This window comes from Georhizobium profundi, from assembly GCF_003952725.1.
In the GTDB taxonomy this organism is placed as follows: Bacteria; Pseudomonadota; Alphaproteobacteria; order Rhizobiales; family Rhizobiaceae; genus Georhizobium; species Georhizobium profundi.
Map to the genome: position 1 here is coordinate 2,189,707 of NZ_CP032509.1, position 18,366 is coordinate 2,208,072.

An 18,366-nucleotide genomic window follows, 5' to 3' on the forward strand; every position below is an offset into this window, starting at 1 on the left:
CTGCGGGTGATAACGTCCGCGCCGAAGAATGAAGAATCTCACCATGACCACCGAGCCTTACCCCAGAGACATGATCGGCTACGGCCGCACGACGCCCGATCCGCGCTGGCCGGACGGTGCGCGCATCGCCGTCCAGTTCGTCGTCAATTACGAGGAAGGCGGGGAAAACGCGATCATCCATGGCGATGCCGCATCCGAAGCGTTCCTTTCGGAAATCGTCGGCGCGCAGGCCTGGCCCGGCCAGCGCCACATGAACATGGAATCGATCTACGAATACGGCTCCCGCGCTGGTTTCTGGCGGCTGTGGCGTATGTTCAACGAGCGCCGCATGCCGGTCACCGTGTATGGTGTCGCGACAGCGCTTGCGCGCAATCCCGAGGCGGTCGCGGGCATGAAGGAAGCCGGTTGGGAGATTGCATCTCACGGCCTCAAATGGATCGACTACAAGGACTTCACGCTTGACGAGGAGCGCCGCCACCGGGACGAGGCGATCCGCATCCATACCGAGGTCACCGGCGAGCGGCCGCTCGGCTGGTACACGGGTCGATCATCCATCCATTCGACCCAGCTGGCGATGGAGGAGGGTGGCTTTGTCTATTCCTCCGATTCCTACGCGGACGACCTGCCTTATTGGGTCGATGGCCCGACGGGCGATCATCTGATCGTGCCCTATACGCTTGACGCCAACGATATGCGGTTTGCAACGGCGCAAGGGTTCAACACCGGCGAGCAGTTCTACGCTTATCTCAAGGACAGTTTCGACGTGCTCTATGCGGAGGGCGGGCAGGGTGCGGCCAAGATGATGTCGATCGGCCTGCATTGCCGGCTTGTCGGCCGTCCGGGCCGTGCGGCTGCGCTGGCGAGGTTTCTCGACTATGTGGCGGGTCACGACAAGGTGTGGGTCGCGCGCCGGATCGACATTGCGCGCCATTGGCATGCGCATCACAAGAGGCAGCCGCAATGATCGAAAAAGACGCATTCGTCGAGCGCTATGGCGGGATCTTCGAGCATTCACCGTTCGTCGCCGAACGTGGATACGAGCGCCTTGCGTCCGACCAGGCGCTGACGGTCTCCACCGTTCATCTCGCTCTGTGTCAGGCATTTCGCGCGGCAGACCGTGACGAGCGGCTCGGCGTGCTCCGCGCCCATCCCGATCTTGCCGGCAAGCTTGCCATCTCCGGTGGCCTCACCGAGGCGTCGAAATCGGAGCAGGCTGGCGCGGGGCTCGATCGGCTGTCGCCGGCCGAGCACGCCCGCTTCACCGAACTCAACGATCGTTATCAGCGAGAGTTCGGCTTTCCCTTCATCATCGCGGTCAAGGGCCTCGGCAAGGACGATATCCTGCGAGCCTTCGAGAAGCGTATCAAGAACACCAAGCCTGACGAGTTCGCGACTGCCTGCAATGAGGTGGAGAAGATCGCGCTGCTCAGGCTCAAATCCATGCATCCGGAGAGTTGAATGACGAATGAGCATGCCGTTCTCGAACTGAGCGAGGACATTCCTGATTTCGTGCGTGGGACCATCAACCTGGCCTCCGAGCGGCTCGGAGCTGTCGGGTTGGCGACTTCGGACGAATTCTTCGCACCGCTGTCGCGCATGTTGAACGATGAGCCGGCCGTCTTCCTGCCTGGCGAATACGACGACAACGGCAAGTGGATGGATGGCTGGGAATCGCGCCGCAAGCGGGTGCCGGGTCACGATTGGGCTATCGTTCGCCTCGCGATGCCCGGCCGCATCTTCGGCTTCGATATCGACACCAGTTTCTTCACGGGCAACTATCCCCCGCACGCCAGTATCGAGGTCGCTAATGTCGAGGCCGGCGATCCGGACGAGGCGACCGAATGGGTGGAGATCCTGTCGAAGACAGCGCTCGGGCCGTCGCGGCATCATTATGTCGAGATCGACGACCAAGCGCATCGCTCCAATGTCTGGACGCATCTGCGTCTGCACATCTATCCCGATGGTGGCGTGGCGCGCCTGCGTGTCTTCGGTGCCGCGCACTATGACTGGAGCCGTGTCGGCGCCGAGCAGGAGGTCGATCTCGCTTATATCTTCCACGGTGCCCGCGCGCTCGCCTGGTCGGATGCGCATTACGGCTCGCCGGAACGGATGCTTGGACCCGGTCGCGGCATCAACATGGGTGATGGTTGGGAAACGGCGCGCCGCCGCGGGCCCGGTCACGACTGGACAATCCTGAAGCTCGGCCACCCGGGAACGATTGCCCGAGTCATTGTCGATACCGCCCATTTCAAGGGCAATTATCCCGATACCTGCGAGCTGCTGGGGGCCTATCTGCCTGATCACGTCGGCGATTTCAGTGATAAGCAGATCCGCGACAGCGAGACCTGGAAGCCCATTCTGCCGCGCACCAAGCTGCAGATGGACCATGTGCACGAGTTCGCCGGTGACGCAGTGGAGGGGATCGGGCCGGTGACCCATGTCCGTTTCGCGATCCATCCCGATGGCGGCGTCAGTCGTCTGCGGCTTTTCGGCATTAAGGCCTGAGCGCTTGGCCGCGCTCAGGCTCGCCGTTGAACCGTTGACGCGGGAAGCCTTCGCCCCTTTCGGCTCCGTCATGGATATCGACGGAGCGGAACTTCGGATGATCAATGGCGGAACGACGGAACGTTACCATCGCCTCGCTGTCAGCGACACGGATTCCGAGGGTCGTACAATCGTCAGCCTTTTTCGCGGGCAGCCACGGGCTTTTCCGTTTTCCATTGCGATGATGGAGCGCCACCCCGAGGGCAGCCAGGCCTTCTATCCACTCGACAAGCAGGACTGGCTGCTGGCTGTTGCCGAGGATGACAGTGGACGGCCCGCGCGGCCGCGTGTCTTTCGCGCATCCGGCGTGCAGGGCGTCAGCTATGGGCGCAATGTCTGGCATCACCCGCTTCTGGCTCTTGATGACGTCAGCGACTTCCTCGTTGTCGATCGGGAAGGGCCGGGGCTCAATCTCGAAGAATATTTCTATTCCGAGCCCTTCGTCATCGAGGCGGCTGACCTGAAGAAAAGGGATAAGCCATGAGCGAAGGCGGCCGACTGACCACCCATGTCCTCGACACTGCATCGGGACGCCCGGCCTCGGGTCTTGCGATCGAGCTCTTCCGGCTCGAAGGCACCGATCGCGTCCATCTCAAAAGCGTCACCACCAATTCCGACGGGCGCTGCGATGCACCGCTGCTCGCGGGCGATAGCTTCGTGGTAGGAACATACGAGTTGGTCTTCCACGCCGGCGATTACTTGCGGGCGCAAGCGCAACCGCTCCCCGAGCCCGCTTTTCTCGACATCGTGCCCATCCGCTTCGGCATCGCCGATGCCGGCGCGCACTACCATGTGCCGTTGCTGATCTCGCCCTACGGGTATTCGACGTACCGGGGGAGTTGATCCGGCGATCGTAAGGGTCGTCCCCATCGCGGGGCGACCACGCCGCTTCAATGCACCAGCACCGACTTGCCGGGTTCACCCGCGACGTAAACCTCGCGGATCGTGCGGTCGTCGCCCATGGTCTGCATCAGGAACAGCTCTTCTGAGAGAGTGGTGACGCGTTCCATCTTCAGTGCCATAGCCGGTGTCGCCTGGGCGTCGAGCACCACGACATCCGCTTCCGAGCCTTCGTCCAGTGTGCCGATCCGGTCGGTGAGGCCGAGCGCGTCGGCATTGCCGCGCGTCATGCGCCAGGTGCTCTCGAGCGGCGGCATGCGGTTGCCGGCGAGTTGCTGCACCTTGTAGGCCTCATCCATCGTGCGCAGCATCGAATAGCTCGTTCCGCCGCCGATGTCGGTGGCAAAGGCGGCGCGCAAGCCAGCCCTCTCGATGCGGCGAAGATCGAAGAGGCCGCTGCCGAGGAAGAGGTTCGAGGTCGGGCACGAAACCGGTACCGCCTCGGCTTCCGCCAGCGCACCCAACTCGCGATCGCTCAGGTGGATGGCGTGGCCGAGCAGCGTGCGGGGCCCAAGCAGGCCGTATCGGGCATAGATGTCGGTGTAGTCCTTGGCGCTCGGATAGAGCTCGCAGGCGAATTCGATTTCCGCCTTGTTTTCAGAGAGGTGCGTCTGGATGTGAAGATCCGGATTCCGCCTCGCCAGCGCGCCCGCCATCTCCATCTGCTCCGGAGAGGAGGTGATCGCGAAGCGCGGCGTGATGGCAACGAGGTTGCGGCCCCTGCCGTGCCAGCGGTCGATCACATGCTGCGTGTCTTCATAGGAGGACTGCGGCGTATCGGTCAGCGCATCCGGCGCGTTGCGGTCCATCATCACCTTGCCGGCGATCATGCGCAGGTTTCTGCGGCTCGCTTCGGCAAAGAAATTGTCGGCACTCGAGCGGTGTACCGAGCAATAGGCGACCGCCGTCGTCGTGCCGTGGCGCACGAGTTCGTCGAAGAACCGCCCGGCGATCCGCGCCGAGTGGATTTCGTCGTCGAAACGCTGTTCCTCGATGAAGGTGTAAGTGTTCAGCCATTCCAGCAGCGAGCCGGCATAGGAGCCGACGACCTGCATCTGCGGGTAATGGATGTGCGGATCGATGAAGCCCGGCATGATGAGGTGCGGCCTGTGATCGACGATGACGACATCATCCGGCGCCTTCGCCTTGACCGTCTGGTAAGCTCCGAATGTCTTGATGCGGCCATCCTGCATCAGCAGGCCGCCATCGTCTTCGTAGCGGTAGCTTGCGTGATCGTCGGCGGCTTCAGGCTTGCGGATGAAGGACAGTAGCCGCCCGCGCAGCAGGCGCGCGCTCAACGGTCCGCTCCATAAGCGGCGCTTTCGTACCAAGCGCTGATCAGCGAGCGTTCGGCTTCCGTCATCGCCGTCAGATTGCCGGGCGGCATGGCGTGGCTGCGGCCCGACTGGAGGTAGATTTCGCGGGCGTGGGCGGCGATTTCCGCGTCCGTTTCGAGTAGGACGCCCTTGGGAGCGCGGTGGATGCCTTCCCAGACGGGATCGGCCGCATGGCACATGGAGCAGCGTCCTTGGACGGTGTCGCGCGCCTCACTGAAATGCACGTCTTCCGCGAATGCCGCGAAGGCCGGGGCGACCGCGCCGGCAGCCTCGGCACCGTCCTCGGTGGTCTGGCGAGGGACGGTGGATAGCCACATGATGACGATGAAGATCACCAGCGTCACGATCCACGTCCAGGTCGGTGAACCTTTGCGGGCATGCTTGGTGTTGAACCAGTGCCGGATCGTCACGCCCATCAGGAAGACGAGCGAGGCGATCACCCAGTTGTAGGCCGTGCCGAAGGCCAGCGGATAGTGGTTCGACAGCATGAGAAAAATGACGGGCAGCGTCAGGTAATTGTTGTGCAGCGAGCGCTGCTTGGCCTGAAGCCCCAAGCGAGAATCGGGAGTCCGGCCGGCCTTGAGGTCGGCCACCACGATCTTCTGGTTCGGGATGATGATCAGGAACACATTGGCCGACATGATCGTCGCGGTGAACGCGCCGAGATGCAGGAACGCCGCGCGCCCCGTGAAGAGCTGCGTATAACCCCAGGCCATGACGACGAGCACGCCGTAGAGCACGATCATCAGGCCGGTCGTGTGCTTGCCGATCGGCGACTTGCAGAGCTGGTCGTAGAGCACCCAGCCGAGGCCGAGCGAGGCGAGCGAGATCAGGATCGCGACGGGCGCCGAGACGTCCAGGACATTGCGGTCGATCAGATAGAGATCGGCACCGGCATAATAGACGACGGCGAGCATCGCGAAGCCCGAAAGCCAGGTCGCGTAGCTTTCCCATTTGAACCAGGTCAAATGCTCGGGCATGGCCGCCGGCGCGACCATGTATTTCTGGATATGGTAGAAACCGCCGCCATGCACCTGCCACTCTTCGCCGCTCGCGCCCACCGGCATGCCCGGGCGCTTCGTGAGCCCGAGATCGAGCGCGATGAAATAGAAGGACGAGCCGATCCAGGCTATGGCCGTGATCACGTGCAGCCAGCGCACGGCAAAAGACAGCCATTCCCAGGCGATGGCATATTCATACATGGTGCGATCCCATTGATGCGACCCCGATCCTTAGCGTGAGACGCTTGGCTGCGGAAAGGCCCTTGTGCACTGCATCAACCACCTTCGACACCTGCCTGTGACAAAATCCAGTTGCGAAAGGCACGGATCTGCGGCGCGTTGCGGCGGCTCTGCGCGTAGACAAGCCAGTGGGTGGCCGTTTCATCGGTGCAGATGATGTCGAAAGGCTGGATCAATTGGCCGAGCGCCAGTTCGCTTGGATAGAAGTCCGGCGTCAGAATGCCGACGCCGATGCCGGCGATCGCCATGCCGGCTTCCAGCGCCTGTGCGCTCATCCGGTGGTCTGGTCGGCCCTTCAGCGCATCCGGGTCGAGACCTGCGGCATGTAGCCAGAGCGGCCACCAGTGATCGCGTGGCGCGAGGATCGGCAGCTTGAGGATATCGGCCGGCTCCCTCACGCCGCCGATCGTTTCGGCAAGCGCTGGGCTCAGCATCGGCGTAAAGCGGATGTCCATCAGTTTGTGGCGCACCAGGCCCGGCCAGGGACCGGTCCCGACCCGGATTGCGACATCGACCTCTTCGCGGTCGAAATCGACATAATTCTGCGTGGTGACCAGCCTGACTGCGATCTCCGGATGGGCGAGCTGAAAGGAACCGAGGCGCGTGACCAGCCAGCGCGCCGCAAACGTCTCCAGCGTGTTGATGACGAGCGTGCGGGAGGTGTCATCGCTCAAGCCAGCGACAGCCTCTCGCATGGTCGCGAAGGCCTCCCGAATCTTCGGAGCCAGTCGCCCGCCCGCGTCGCTCAGCGCGATCTGGCGTGGTTTGCGCAGAAAGAGCGGCTTGCCGACTCGATCCTCCAGGAGCTTGATCTGGTAGCTGACAGCCGACTGCGTCATGCCGAGCTCGTCGGCAGCGCGGGTGAAGCTCATGTGTCGGCTGACCGCCTCGAAGGCGCGCAATGCGTTGAGCGGCGGCAGCGGGTCCATGCATAAGGCCTCTTAATGGGCGCTTGCGATCTTCCCATTGGATCGCCGGCTCGCTTCCAGCCTATCGTCACGGCACATCATCGACAACCAGCAAGACAAAGATAAGGCCGGAGATTTGGTCATGGAACGGGTGGACATCGTCCGCGCGCCGCTTTTCGCGCGCCTTTTTATACGCATCAACCGGGAGCTGTCTGCGCATCTTCAGCGCCGGCCACGGATCAGCCGGATTGATCCGAGTTCGCTGTCCGAGGATCGTCTTCGGGACTTGGGGCTGATGCAAGGTCGTCGGCGGCGCGGCGATCCGGACTTATTTTGAAGCGAGCACGGCAACGAGTTCTGCGGCGACGAGTGCGGCAATGATCTCGGGTCGCTTGTCCGATAGCTTGGCGCCGATCGGGCAGGTGAGCGCTTCCAAACGCTGTGGATTGCCGCCGTCGCGGCGGAATGCGCTCTGGAATATTGCGCGCTTCGTATCCGAGCCGATCATGCCGACATAGGCGGCATCGCCGCGTTCCAGCGCTGACTTGGTGACGAGGAAGTCGAGCGCGTGTTCATGGGTGAAGACGACGAAGGCTGCACCGGCGGGCGCGGAAGCGACGACCTCTTCCGGCAGCGGCGTCAATTTGGTTTCAATGGCTTCGGGAAGATCGATGAGCGTCTCGCGCCGTGTCTCGACGATGATCGTGCGGAACGGCAGCAGACTCAGCGCATGCGCAAGGGCCCGGCCAACATGGCCGGCGCCGAAAAGATAAACGTGTGGCCGCGCGGCGAGGTCGGCTGCGACGCGTTCGTGAACTTCTGAGTCTTCGGAATCGGTTAGCGCCCGGAATTCGAGCGACACATGACCCCCGCAGCATTGCCCGATCGCCGGGCCGAGCGGTACGTCGAGCCGCATCTCCGCCTGCTCACCGGCAAGGATGGCCCTTGCATGCGCAATTGCTGCGAATTCGAGCTGCCCGCCGCCGATCGTATTGAGAATGCCGCGCTGCCCGACCAGCATCCAGGCGCCGGCCTCGCGCGGAGCGGAACCTCTCGCTTCGATGATCGTCACAAGAACAGCAGCCCCCTCGGCTTCGATGAAACCTCGGGCCATTTCCGACGTGATCATGCCGCGCCGGCTGCCTTTAGGCGCTCGATCGCCATCAGCACGCGTTCCGGAGTTGCCGGAGCGTCGAGCCTAGGGCAGATGCGGTAGTCGGCCGTGCTGGCCACAGCCATCGACAACGCCTCGAGCACGGAAACGGCAAGCATGAAGGGCGGCTCGCCGACGGCCTTTGAGCGGCGGACGGCGCGCTCGGCATTTTCCGACCATTCGGCAAGGCGTGTGTTGAAGATCAGCGGGCGGTCCGAAGCGAGCGGGATCTTATAGGTGGAGGGTGCGTGGGTGCGCAGGCGCCCCTTGCCATCCCACCAAAGCTCCTCCGTCGTCAGCCACCCCATGCCCTGGATGAAGCCACCCTCGACCTGGCCGAGATCGAGAGCCGGGTTGAGCGACTTGCCGACATCGTGGAGGATGTCGGTGCGTTCCACCTGATACTCGCCCGTCAGCGTGTCGATCGATACCTCCGAACAGGCTGCGCCATAGGCGTAGTAATAGAATGGCCGGCCCGTGCCCTTGTCGCGGTCCCAATGAATTTTCGGGGTCTTGTAAAAGCCTGCCGCGGAAAGCTGAACGCGGGCGACATAGGCTTCTTTCACCAGTTCCGCAAATGTCATCGGGTGGCCGCCGACATCGACGCGGTTGGCCGAGAAGACGATCGATGCAGCTGGCACATCGTAGAAGTCGGCAGCAAACGCGATCAGCCTGTCCTTGATGGTGCGCGCCGCAACTTGCGCCGCCATGCCGTTCAGATCGGTGCCGGAGGAGGCGGCCGTCGCCGACGTGTTCGGTACCTTGCCGGTCGTGGTGGCCGTAATCTTCACCCGATCGAGATCGATCTGGAACTCTTCCGCCACGATCTGCGCGACCTTGGTGAAGAGGCCCTGGCCCATCTCCGTGCCGCCGTGGTTCAGGTGCACCGAGCCATCGGTATAGACATGGACGAGCGCGCCGGCCTGGTTGAAATGCGTGGCGGTGAACGAGATGCCGAACTTCACCGGCGTCAGTGCGATGCCACGCTTGATGATGCGACTTTCGCGATTGAACGCCAAGATTTCAGCACGACGCGCCTGATAGTCGCTCGAGGCCTCGAGTTCATCCACGACGCGGTGGATGACATTGTCCTCCACCGTCTGGTAGTAGGGCGTTACGTTGCGATCGTCCGTGCCGTAAAAATTTGCGCGGCGCACCTCGAGCGGGTCCTTGCCGAGCGCATAGGCGATTTCCTCGATCACGCGCTCGCACGCTACCACGCCCTGCGGGCCGCCAAAGCCGCGGAAGGCGGTGTTGGAGACCGTGTTGGTGAAAAGCGGTGCCGAGACGGCTTTGACAGCCGGGTAATAGTAGGCGTTGTCGCAGTGAAACAGTGCGCGGTCCGTCACCGGCCCGGAGAGGTCGGAGGAATAGCCGCAGCGCGCCGCATAGGTGTAGTCGACGCCCTGGATGCGGCCATCCGCGTCGAAGCCCACATCGTAATCGACGAGGAAATCGTGGCGCTTACCGGTGGCCACCATGTCGTCGTCGCGATCGGGCCTGACCTTCACAGCACGACCAAACCGCTTGGCGGCAACGGCCGCGACAGCAGCGAATATGTTGCCCTGCGTTTCTTTTCCCCCGAAGCCGCCACCCATGCGGCGCACTTCGACCGTCACGGCGTTGGAAGGCACGCCGAGCACATGGGCGACCATGTGCTGCACTTCGCTCGGGTGCTGGGTGGAGGAGAAGACCTGGACATCGCCATCTTCGCCCGGAATGGCCATGGCGATCTGGCCTTCCAGATAGAAGTGATCCTGACCGCCGATCCGCATCGTGCCGTCGAGCCGGTGCGGCGCGTTTTCAAGTGCCGCAGCAGCGTCGCCGCGCGCAAGCGTCAGCGGTGGCGTGACGAGGCGCGGATCGTCGGCAGTGTCGAGAATGTCGATAACGGGTGGCCGCTCTTCATACGTGATCGCTGCCTTCAGGCATGCACGGCGTGCCGCGTCCCGCGTTTCGGCAATCACCGCGAAGATCGGCTGCCCGTGGAAGAGCACTTCCGTTTCGGCAAAGACGGGTTCGTCATGTCGGCCGGTGGGGCTGATGTCGTTCTCGCCTGGGATATCGACGGCCGTCAGCACGCCGACGACGCCCGGTGCTGCCCGCACCGCGTCGAGATCGACGGAGAGGATGGCGCCATTGGCGACGGTGGAGAGGCCAAGGCAGCCGTGAAGCGTGCCGATCGGCTCGACCATGTCGTCGATATAGACCGCTTCGCCGGTGACATGCTTGTGCGCGGAATCGTGGCGCTGCGACACGTGCGCGCCGCCGCGGATCGTGGCGTCCGCCTCAAAGGCTTCGCCGCGAATGGGCTTCATCTCGTTCATCGGTTCACGCCTCCACCGCCGCAAAGCGCTTCAGGCTGGCCGTCTCACCCTGCTGCTCGAGAAAGAAGCGGCGCAGCAGGTTCTTGGCGGTCAGCATGCGATAGTCACTGGAGGCGCGCCAGTCGCTCAAGGGCTGATAATCGCTTTCGAAAGCGGGTAGGGCGGCGTCGATCGTCTCAATGCTCCAGTCCCGGCCGATAAGGGCCGCCTCGACGTGCCGCGCGCGCTTCGGTGTCGCCGCGATGCCGCCGAAGGCGATACGCGCATCGGTGATGCGATCGGCCTCGATCGTCAGCTTGAAGGCGCCAGCGAGTGCCGAGATGTCCTCGTCGCGGCGTTTGGAGATTTTGTAGACGGCGAAAATCTCGTTGTTGCGAAGTTTCGGAACGTCGATCCGTTCGACGAACTCGCCGGGCTGGCGGTCCTGCTTGCCGTAGTCGATGAAGAACGCTTCCAGCGGCATGGTCCTGCGCGTTCCCGCCTGGTTGAGCGTAACGGTCGCTCCGAGCGCGATCAGCGGCGGCGGCGTATCGCCGATCGGCGAGCCATTGGCGACGTTGCCGCCAATCGTGCCCATATTGCGCACCTGGTCGCCGCCGATCCGGTCGAAATAGGCGCGCATCGCCGGATAGGTTTCGGAAAGAATGGCGCTCGCATCGGTGTAACTCGCCGTCGTACCGATCCGGATGCCGTCAACCGTTTCCTCGATCGCGTCCAGTCCCTCGACCTGCTTGACGAAAATCAGCGGACCGATGGGGCGCATCTGCTTGGTGACCCAGAGGCCGACATCCGTGGAACCTGCGACGATCGTCGCCTTCGGGTTGGCTGCGAAGCTCTGCGCCAGATCGTCGATGTTGGCGGGCAGGATCAGCCGGTCGGCGCCTTCACCCATGTCGACCGTCTCGGCCGTCTGCCATTCGGCCAATTGGCAACGCACGTCATCGCGTTCGGCCTGAAGCGGATCGGACGTTGCCTGGGAAATTTCCGCCATCGCCTCGGCAGCGCGGACGATCGGCTCGTAGCCGGTGCAACGGCAGAGATTGCCTTGCAGTGCCTTTTCGATCGTCGACCGGCTCGGCTGCGCATCCCGCATCCACAGAGCATAGAGCGCCATCACGATGCCTGGCGTGCAGAAGCCGCACTGCGATCCGTGGTGGTCGACCATCGCCTGCTGCACGGGATGCAGCGTGCCGTCCTTGCCCTTCAGATGCTCAATGGTCACGACATGGCAACCGTCGAGCGAAGCGACGAAGCGGATGCAGGAGGTCACGGTTTCGTAGACCAGGACGCCATCGCGGTTCAGACGGCCGACAAGTACCGTGCACGCCCCGCAATCGCCTTCCGCACAACCTTCCTTGGTGCCGGTGAGCCGCCGTTCGAGCCGCAGGAAGTCGAGCAGCGTCTCGGTCGGACGAAGCGTGTTCAACGTCACAGTCCGGTCATTCAGGCGGAAGCGGATATGGGTGCGGGTGCTCAGGGTCATGGGTCCAGGAATCTTTGCGAAGCCTTCAGACTAGCCTAGCCGCCCACGATGCGAAAGCGATTCCGCTTTTCGCCCTAGACACCGGATCCGGCTAGATATTCGTTCTTCAGGTCGACCGTTGCCCGTTCGCCCAGATCGTCGAAATGGCGATCGAGCCACTCCATCGCATAGAGACGTCCGCGATCGCGCAGATCCTGCAGGAAGCCCCAACCGAGCTCGAATTTCGATGCCACGTCGAGGTCTTCGAGCGCATCGTCGGATCGGATCGAGTGCACCAGGATCTTCTTCAGTCGGTCCTTGTACTCATCCTTCAACCAATCCTCGTCGATCAGCCGTGCCACGAAGTCGATGGCGCGGAATTCGCGCACGAGCGAGGCGTTGAAGGACACCTCGTTGATGCGGTTCATGATGTCGGGGGCAGACATCGGCACGTCGTCGCGCACCATGGGATTGATGTGGACGACCACCACGTCACGGCTCGTGCATTTGTAGAAGAACGGGAACAGCGCCGGGTTGCCGGTGTAGCCGCCATCCCAGTAGTGCTCGCCATCGATCTCGACAGCCTTGTAGATGAAGGGCAGGCACGCCGAGGCCATCACGGCATCGAGCGTCACGTCCTCATTGGTGAAGACCTTCACCTTGCCGGTGCGAACATTCGTGGCGGAAATGAAGAGCTTCGTCGACTTGCACGCGTGCAGCTTCTCGAAGTCGACGGAGCGAGCGACGAGATCACGCAGCGGATTGAGGTTCAGCGGGTTCCACTCGTAGGGCGAGAACATCCGCGTCAGATTGTCAAAGGTGTTGAAGGTCAGGGACGAATTCATCGAATACGGTCCGAGAAGCTTCTCCCACGGCAACTGCTTCACGGGCGAAAAGACCTCGCCGGCGAGGCTCATGTCGCGCCAGAACCGCTCGAGTGCCTCGCGTGCTCCGTCGCGGCCGCCTTCCATGTTGCCATAGGCGTAGATGGCAGCATTCATCGCGCCGGCCGAGGTGCCGGAGATGCCCTCGATTTCGATGCGGCCATCTTCGAGCAGACCGTCGAGCACGCCCCAGGTGAAGGCGCCGTGCGCACCGCCGCCTTGCAAGGCGAGGTTGACGGTCTTTGTGGCCGATCTCTTCGATGCGGGCGCCGACGGCTTGTTCTCGGCAGCAGGCGTGGGTTCTTCCAGCATCACTGAGCTGTCCAGCCGCCATCGACGGAAATGGAGGTCCCGGTTATGGACCTGGCCGACGGTGTCGTCAGGAACAGCGCGATGTCCGCCACTTCCTCGACGCTGACGAATTCCTTGGTCGGCTGAGCCTTCAGGATCACGTTTTCCTTCACCTCGTCCTCGGTCATGCCGCGTTCGCGCGCGGTATCGGCGATCTGTCCTTCGACCAGCGGCGTCTCGACATAGCCCGGGCAGATCGCGTTGATCGTGATGCCGTCTTCGGCGGTTTCCAGCGCAACGGTCTTCGTCAGGCCGAGAATGCCGTGCTTGGCTGCCACATAAGCCGACTTGTAGGGTGAGGCGACGAGCCCGTGGGCGGATGCGATGTTGATGATGCGACCGAAGCCACGTTTCTTCATGCCAGGAAGCGCGGCGCGGATGGTGTGAAACGCGCTTGTGAGATTGATCGCGATGATCGCGTCCCACTTCTCGATCGGGAATTCCTCAATCTTGGAGACATGCTGAATCCCGGCGTTGTTCACCAGAACGTCGACGGCCCCGAATTCCTTCTCCGTTGATTGGACGAGATCGGCGATCTCCTTCGGCTTGGTCATGTCGGCGCCGTTGAACACGACCTTGCCTTTTGTAAGTTTCTGCACTTCAGCCACAGCCTTGGCCGCATCATCGTCCTTTGCCAGACCGTTCAGCACGATGTTCATGTCAGAGCGGGCGAGCGCCTTCGCGATCCCGAGACCGATGCCGCTGGTCGAGCCAGTGATGATGGCGGTGTGGCGCTTTTCCATGGGCAGGTCTCCTTCGTGATTGTGCAATGCAACATATAAAGTGCCTACCTTCTTCCTTCCAGTGTTTGGAGGCAGGACATCTTGAGAAGATGAAAAAATGTGCAGGCTTTGTTTGGCGTACAAACTTTGATCAATTTTGGCTCTGTGCGCCCATATCGTGGGCAACTGCCCTGCCGCATCGTCCGAAGAGCGGGCCATCGAACGCCGCGAAATCCAAAGATGAACAGTCTCTTACCGAGCGCCCGCAAGCCTCCGGTTGAGTTGGCACGCCGTTTGCTCAGTTTGTTGCGGTGCATATGAAACCGTTGGAGGGAAAACGGATGGCCGCTACCAATAAGAAATGGGTCATGATGACTGCCGCCGCGGCGCTTGCTGCGTCGACGGCTTGGACGGGTGCCTTTGCGCAGGAGGAAGGCCCGATCAAGGTCGGCATTCTCCACTCGCTCTCCGGCACGATGGCGATTTCGGAGACGACGCTCAAGGACGTCATGCTGATGCTCATCGAGCAGCAGAACGAGAAGGGCGGACTTCTCGGTCGTCAGCTCGAACCGGTCGTCGTCGACATCGCGTCGGACTGGCCTTTGGCTGCCGAAAAGGCGCGCGAACTGATCGAAGTCGAAGAAGTCGATGCCGTCTTCGGCTGCTGGACGTCGGTCTGCCGCAAGTCGGTTCTGCCGGTCTTCGAAGAGCTGAACTCGCTGATGTTCTACCCTGTCCAGTACGAGGGCGAAGAAAGCCAACGCAACGTCTTCTACACCGGCGCATCGCCGAACCAGCAAGCCATTCCGGCAGTGGACTACCTCATGAACGAAGTCGGCGTGGAGCGTTGGGTGCTCGCCGGTACCGACTACGTCTACCCGCAGACGACGAACAAGATCCTCGAGCAGTACCTCAAGGATGCCGGCGTTGCCGATGAAGACATCATGATCAACTACACGCCGTTCGGTCATTCCGACTGGCAGACGATCGTGTCCGACATCAAGACGTTCGGCTCGTCCGGCAAGCCGACGGCAGTCGTCTCGACCATCAACGGCGATGCGAACGTCCCGTTCTACCGCGAGCTCGGCAACCAAGGCATCGACGCGGTCGACATCCCGGTCGTCGCCTTCTCGGTCGGTGAAGAAGAGCTGGCTGGCCTCGATACCGCTCCGCTGGTCGGCCACCTTGCCGCCTGGAACTACTTCATGTCGGTCGACACGCCTGAGAATGCCGAGTTCATCGAAGCCTGGCATGCCTTCATCGGCGACGAAGAGCGCGTGACCAACGACCCGATGGAAGCCCACTATATCGGCTTCAACATGTGGGTTGCCGCCGTTGAAAAGGCGGGTTCGACCGAGCCGGATGCCGTCATCGAGAACATCGTCGGCGTGGAAGTGCCGAACCTGACCGGCGGCACGGCCGTCATGCTGCCGAACCACCACATCACCAAGCCGGTGCTCATCGGTGAGATCCAGGCCGACGGTCAGTTCGACGTCGTCTGGGAAACCGAAGATCTGGTGGAAGGCGATGCCTGGTCCGACTTCCTGCCGGAATCGGCTGTTCTCGAAGCGGATTGGACGGAGCCGGTCATGTGCGGCAACTTCAACACCGAAACCCAAACATGCGGCAGCGGTTCCTGACACCCTTCCCGTCAGGTCCGCAAATGGACGGGAGGCGGCTTCAAGTCGCCTCCCGTGCCTTCTGATCGAGACACGCCGTCCTCCCGTTTCTTGTTGAAAGTTGCTCCATGACAGTCGACCGTGCCATCGCACGTTGCGTCGCCGGATTTGCCTTCCTGTTGATGTCGTTGATCGCGGCATTCGCGCAGGAGGAATCCATTCCGCCCGGCAGCCCTGCCATCGATCTCCTGCGCCAATTGCCCGAGGGCAGCTTTCGCGAGCGGGGTGAGGTGATCGGAGCACTCGCGGACACCGGCGAGGTGGCACTGGTGCCTATCTTGCGCGAACTGGAAGCCGGTCGCCTGTTCGTTGTCACCGAGACGGGGCAGATCGTAATTACGAGAGCCGATGGCGACGGCGTAATCGCGACCGACGTCGCGACGGGTGAAGAGATCGGAGCACTTGCATCCTCGGCGGTCGAGCAGATCCGCGTCAACAATCTCATCCGCCGCGAAGTGCGAACGGCCGTCAGTCAGCTCACCCTGATGAGCCCCAACCCGGCGCGCCGGATCGCCGCTGCGCGCGACATGTATGCGTCCGCCAATGCCGACAGCATCGAAACGCTGGATGCGGCTCTGGCCGCAGAAGATGACGATGCCGTACGCGCGGTGATGGAAGAGGTGCGCGCCGTTGCCATCTTGCGCAGCGACGCGTCGCTTGAGGAGTTCGAGGCTGCGGTGGCCACGATCGTCGCGCGCGGAGGGAGCCAGTCGATCGGCATCCTGCAGGGAGCGCTGTCGACGGCATCTGAGGAACTGCAGCCGACCATCCAGGCCGGCATCGCTGCGATCGAGCGCAATCTCGCGCTTTGGAACGTCGCCCAGAACATCTGGTACGGGCTCTCGCTCGGCTCGGTGCTGCTGCTTGCGGCCATCGGCCTTGCCATCACCTTCGGCGTCATGGGCGTCATCAACATGGCGCATGGCGAGATGGTGATGCTCGGCGCCTATACGACATTCGTCGTTCAGCAGGTGATCCGTACATCTTATCCCGAGCTGTTCGACTGGTCTCTCGCGATCGCCCTGCCTCTGGCCTTCCTTGTCACCGGCATCGTCGGCATCGCCATCGAGCGTGGGGTGATCCGTTTCCTCTATGGCCGGCCGCTGGAAACGCTGCTCGCCACCTGGGGCATTTCGCTCATTCTGCAGCAGTCGATCCGCACCATCTTCGGCGCGTCCAACCGCGAGGTCGGCAACCCTTCCTGGATGTCCGGCGCATTCCAGTTCGGCGGGCTTTCCATCACCAACAACCGGCTTTGGATCATCGTCTTCTCGCTCGTCGTCTTCGCGGTGCTTCTTTTTGTTATGAAGAAGACCGCGCTCGGCCTGCAGATGCGCGCCGTCACCCAAAACCGTCGCATGGCCTCCTCGATGGGCATCCGCACGCCGTTCGTCGATGCAATGACCTTCGGCCTCGGCTCCGGCATCGCCGGCCTTGCGGGTGTGGCGCTGTCGCAGATCTCCAACGTGTCGCCCAATCTCGGCCAGACCTACATCATCGACAGCTTCATGGTCGTCGTCTTCGGCGGGGTCGGCAATCTCTGGGGCACGCTGGTCGGCGCCATGACGCTCGGTGTCTTCAACAAATTCCTCGAGCCCTATACCGGTGCGGTTCTGGCCAAGGTACTGGTGCTCGTCGCCATCATCCTCTTCATCCAGAAACGTCCCCGCGGCCTGTTCGCGCTCAAGGGCAGGGCGGTGGAAGCATGATCACGCACGCCCTTCTGCGCGGTCTCGATGGCAAGGCTTGGCTCGTCGTTTCGATTCTCGTCGCGGTCGCGATCTTCGTCCCGGCCTCGAACCTGCTGCTCTCGCCTGATCATCCGCTTTATGTGCCGAACTATCTCGTCGCGCTCATGGGCAAATATCTATGCTACGCGATGCTCGCTCTCGCGCTCGATCTCGTCTGGGGCTATTGCGGGATCCTGTCGCTCGGCCATGGCGCTTTCTTCGCGCTCGGCGGCTATGCCATGGGCATGTATTTGATGCGCCAGATCGGCAACCGCGGCGTTTACGGCAATGCCGAGCTGCCCGACTTCATGGTGTTTCTCAACTGGACGGAGCTGCCCTGGTACTGGTGGGGCTTCGACATGTTCTGGTTCGCCATGCTGATGGTCATGGTCGTTCCCGGTCTTCTCGCTTTCGTCTTCGGCTGGTTCGCCTTCCGAAGCCGCGTCACAGGCGTCTATTTGTCGATCATCACCCAGGCGATGACCTACGCGCTTCTGCTCGCCTTCTTCCGCAACGACATGGGGTTTGGCGGCAATAACGGCCTGACGGACTTCCGCGAAATCCTCGGCTTCTCGATCCGGGCGCCGGAAACGCGGGCGTCGCTCTTTGCCGCCACGGCAATCATGCTGGCCATCGCCTTCGTCGTGTGCTCGGCGATCGTCAATTCCAAGCTCGGCAAGCTGATGATCGCGGTGCGCGATGCGGAAAGCCGCACACGCTTCCTCGGCTACCGTCCGGAATATGTGAAGCTCTTCGCCTTCGTCGTTTCTGCAGTCATCGCCGGAATTGCGGGGGCGCTTTACGTGCCGCAGGTGGGGATCATCAATCCCGGTGAATTCGCGCCTGCAAACTCCATCGAAGTGGTGGTCTGGACCGCTCTTGGCGGGCGTGGCACGCTGATCGGGCCGATCATCGGAGCGATCCTGGTCAACGTCACAAAGTCCTATTTCACGATCGCATATCCCGACCTCTGGCTGTTCGCACTGGGTGCGCTCTTCGTCTTCGTTACCATCTTCCTGCCCAAGGGCATCCTCGGCATCGCCACGGGCCTGATGGCGCGCGTCGATCGGCGACGCCTGCCTCCCGAGTCCACCGCTGACGCGGCCAAACCGACACCGGCGGAGTGAC

At 62.4% G+C, this 18,366-nt stretch carries 17 protein-coding genes; 9 read left to right on the forward strand and 8 right to left on the reverse strand.

Annotation, left to right across the window (positions count from 1 at the left end; translation table 11 throughout):
* The first annotated feature begins 43 nt into the window (after positions 1–43).
* Genes puuE through uraH form a run of 5 tightly spaced genes read left to right on the forward strand, consistent with a single transcriptional unit; the run spans position 44 to position 3,387 of the window.
* Positions 44–964, forward strand: coding sequence for an allantoinase PuuE (gene puuE, locus D5400_RS10345; protein WP_126009945.1), 921 nt, complete (start codon positions 44–46; stop codon positions 962–964).
* On the forward strand, positions 961–1,458 hold the full coding sequence (uraD, locus tag D5400_RS10350) for a 2-oxo-4-hydroxy-4-carboxy-5-ureidoimidazoline decarboxylase (RefSeq protein WP_126009946.1): 498 nt from the start codon (positions 961–963) through the stop codon (positions 1,456–1,458). The genes puuE and uraD overlap by 4 nt, the downstream gene beginning before the upstream one ends.
* The gene (gene alc, locus D5400_RS10355; RefSeq protein WP_126009947.1) at positions 1,459–2,505 is read left to right on the forward strand and encodes an allantoicase; all 1,047 of its coding nucleotides are present in this window, start codon (positions 1,459–1,461) and stop codon (positions 2,503–2,505) included.
* A 4-nt stretch (positions 2,506–2,509) separates the two neighbouring features.
* Positions 2,510–3,028, forward strand: coding sequence for an ureidoglycolate lyase (locus tag D5400_RS10360; protein ID WP_245451257.1), 519 nt, complete (start codon positions 2,510–2,512; stop codon positions 3,026–3,028).
* The gene (uraH, locus tag D5400_RS10365; RefSeq protein WP_126009949.1) at positions 3,025–3,387 is read left to right on the forward strand and encodes a hydroxyisourate hydrolase; all 363 of its coding nucleotides are present in this window, start codon (positions 3,025–3,027) and stop codon (positions 3,385–3,387) included. The genes D5400_RS10360 and uraH overlap by 4 nt, the downstream gene beginning before the upstream one ends.
* Positions 3,388–3,434: 47 nt before the next feature.
* Here uraH and guaD read toward each other — a convergent pair whose 3' ends face one another.
* From guaD to D5400_RS10380, 3 genes are all read right to left on the reverse strand, one after another.
* Positions 3,435–4,742 carry a guanine deaminase gene (gene guaD / locus D5400_RS10370; RefSeq protein ID WP_126009950.1) on the reverse strand — a complete coding sequence of 436 codons (1,308 nt, stop codon included), beginning with the start codon at positions 4,740–4,742 and terminating at the stop codon, positions 3,435–3,437.
* Positions 4,739–5,983, reverse strand: a complete 1,245-nt coding sequence (locus D5400_RS10375; RefSeq protein WP_126009951.1) for a urate hydroxylase PuuD — start codon at positions 5,981–5,983, stop codon at positions 4,739–4,741. Before D5400_RS10375 ends, guaD begins: the two co-directional genes overlap by 4 nt.
* Before the next feature lie 74 nt (positions 5,984–6,057).
* Positions 6,058–6,951, reverse strand: coding sequence for a LysR substrate-binding domain-containing protein (locus D5400_RS10380; RefSeq protein WP_126009952.1), 894 nt, complete (start codon positions 6,949–6,951; stop codon positions 6,058–6,060).
* 121 nt (positions 6,952–7,072) lie between these two features.
* Between D5400_RS10380 and D5400_RS10385 the strand changes: the two genes are divergently transcribed.
* The gene (locus D5400_RS10385) at positions 7,073–7,267 is read left to right on the forward strand and encodes a hypothetical protein (RefSeq protein WP_126009953.1); all 195 of its coding nucleotides are present in this window, start codon (positions 7,073–7,075) and stop codon (positions 7,265–7,267) included.
* On the opposite strand, the gene xdhC is transcribed toward D5400_RS10385, so the two are convergent.
* The 5 genes from xdhC to D5400_RS10410 all read right to left on the reverse strand — a co-directional run bounded on the left by xdhC (position 7,259) and on the right by D5400_RS10410 (position 13,850).
* Positions 7,259–8,059, reverse strand: a complete 801-nt coding sequence (xdhC, locus tag D5400_RS10390) for a xanthine dehydrogenase accessory protein XdhC (protein ID WP_126009954.1) — start codon at positions 8,057–8,059, stop codon at positions 7,259–7,261. The genes D5400_RS10385 and xdhC overlap by 9 nt on opposite strands.
* A complete protein-coding gene (xdhB, locus tag D5400_RS10395; protein WP_126013074.1) occupies positions 8,056–10,401 on the reverse strand; it encodes a xanthine dehydrogenase molybdopterin binding subunit in 2,346 nt (781 codons plus the stop codon). The genes xdhC and xdhB overlap by 4 nt, the downstream gene beginning before the upstream one ends.
* Before the next feature lie 13 nt (positions 10,402–10,414).
* The gene (gene xdhA, locus D5400_RS10400; RefSeq protein ID WP_126009955.1) at positions 10,415–11,893 is read right to left on the reverse strand and encodes a xanthine dehydrogenase small subunit; all 1,479 of its coding nucleotides are present in this window, start codon (positions 11,891–11,893) and stop codon (positions 10,415–10,417) included.
* A gap of 74 nt (positions 11,894–11,967) precedes the next feature.
* Positions 11,968–13,068 (reverse strand): patatin-like phospholipase family protein, encoded by a 1,101-nt coding sequence (locus D5400_RS10405; RefSeq protein WP_126009956.1) that lies wholly within the window; start codon positions 13,066–13,068, stop codon positions 11,968–11,970.
* Positions 13,068–13,850, reverse strand: coding sequence for a 3-hydroxybutyrate dehydrogenase (locus D5400_RS10410; protein ID WP_126009957.1), 783 nt, complete (start codon positions 13,848–13,850; stop codon positions 13,068–13,070). Before D5400_RS10410 ends, D5400_RS10405 begins: the two co-directional genes overlap by 1 nt.
* 350 nt (positions 13,851–14,200) lie before the next feature.
* Between D5400_RS10410 and urtA the strand changes: the two genes are divergently transcribed.
* The 3 genes from urtA to urtC all read left to right on the forward strand — a co-directional run bounded on the left by urtA (position 14,201) and on the right by urtC (position 18,365).
* Complete coding sequence (gene urtA, locus D5400_RS10415) at positions 14,201–15,469, forward strand: urea ABC transporter substrate-binding protein (RefSeq protein ID WP_425364924.1); 1,269 nt, start codon at positions 14,201–14,203, stop codon at positions 15,467–15,469.
* Positions 15,470–15,576: 107 nt separating this feature from the next.
* On the forward strand, positions 15,577–17,217 hold the full coding sequence (gene urtB / locus D5400_RS10420; RefSeq protein WP_164527854.1) for an urea ABC transporter permease subunit UrtB: 1,641 nt from the start codon (positions 15,577–15,579) through the stop codon (positions 17,215–17,217).
* The gene (gene urtC / locus D5400_RS10425; protein ID WP_126009958.1) at positions 17,214–18,365 is read left to right on the forward strand and encodes an urea ABC transporter permease subunit UrtC; all 1,152 of its coding nucleotides are present in this window, start codon (positions 17,214–17,216) and stop codon (positions 18,363–18,365) included. Before urtB ends, urtC begins: the two co-directional genes overlap by 4 nt.
* Position 18,366 lies beyond the last annotated feature (1 nt).

Bases quoted from the DNA above. Each gene is read 5' to 3' on its own strand.
- puuE (WP_126009945.1), top strand. From the start codon at position 44: ATGACCACCGAGCCTTACCCCAGAGACATGATCGGCTACGGCCGCACG.
- uraD (WP_126009946.1), top strand. From the start codon at position 961: ATGATCGAAAAAGACGCATTCGTCGAGCGCTATGGCGGGATCTTCGAG.
- alc (WP_126009947.1), top strand. From the start codon at position 1,459: ATGACGAATGAGCATGCCGTTCTCGAACTGAGCGAGGACATTCCTGAT.
- uraH (WP_126009949.1), top strand. From the start codon at position 3,025: ATGAGCGAAGGCGGCCGACTGACCACCCATGTCCTCGACACTGCATCG.
- D5400_RS10375 (WP_126009951.1), bottom strand. From the start codon at position 5,983: ATGTATGAATATGCCATCGCCTGGGAATGGCTGTCTTTTGCCGTGCGC.
- D5400_RS10380 (WP_126009952.1), bottom strand. From the start codon at position 6,951: ATGGACCCGCTGCCGCCGCTCAACGCATTGCGCGCCTTCGAGGCGGTC.
- D5400_RS10385 (WP_126009953.1), top strand. From the start codon at position 7,073: ATGGAACGGGTGGACATCGTCCGCGCGCCGCTTTTCGCGCGCCTTTTT.
- xdhC (WP_126009954.1), bottom strand. From the start codon at position 8,059: ATGATCACGTCGGAAATGGCCCGAGGTTTCATCGAAGCCGAGGGGGCT.
- xdhB (WP_126013074.1), bottom strand. From the start codon at position 10,401: ATGAAGCCCATTCGCGGCGAAGCCTTTGAGGCGGACGCCACGATCCGC.
- xdhA (WP_126009955.1), bottom strand. From the start codon at position 11,893: ATGACCCTGAGCACCCGCACCCATATCCGCTTCCGCCTGAATGACCGG.
- D5400_RS10405 (WP_126009956.1), bottom strand. From the start codon at position 13,068: ATGCTGGAAGAACCCACGCCTGCTGCCGAGAACAAGCCGTCGGCGCCC.
- D5400_RS10410 (WP_126009957.1), bottom strand. From the start codon at position 13,850: ATGGAAAAGCGCCACACCGCCATCATCACTGGCTCGACCAGCGGCATC.
- urtA (WP_425364924.1), top strand. From the start codon at position 14,201: ATGACTGCCGCCGCGGCGCTTGCTGCGTCGACGGCTTGGACGGGTGCC.
- urtB (WP_164527854.1), top strand. From the start codon at position 15,577: ATGACAGTCGACCGTGCCATCGCACGTTGCGTCGCCGGATTTGCCTTC.
- urtC (WP_126009958.1), top strand. From the start codon at position 17,214: ATGATCACGCACGCCCTTCTGCGCGGTCTCGATGGCAAGGCTTGGCTC.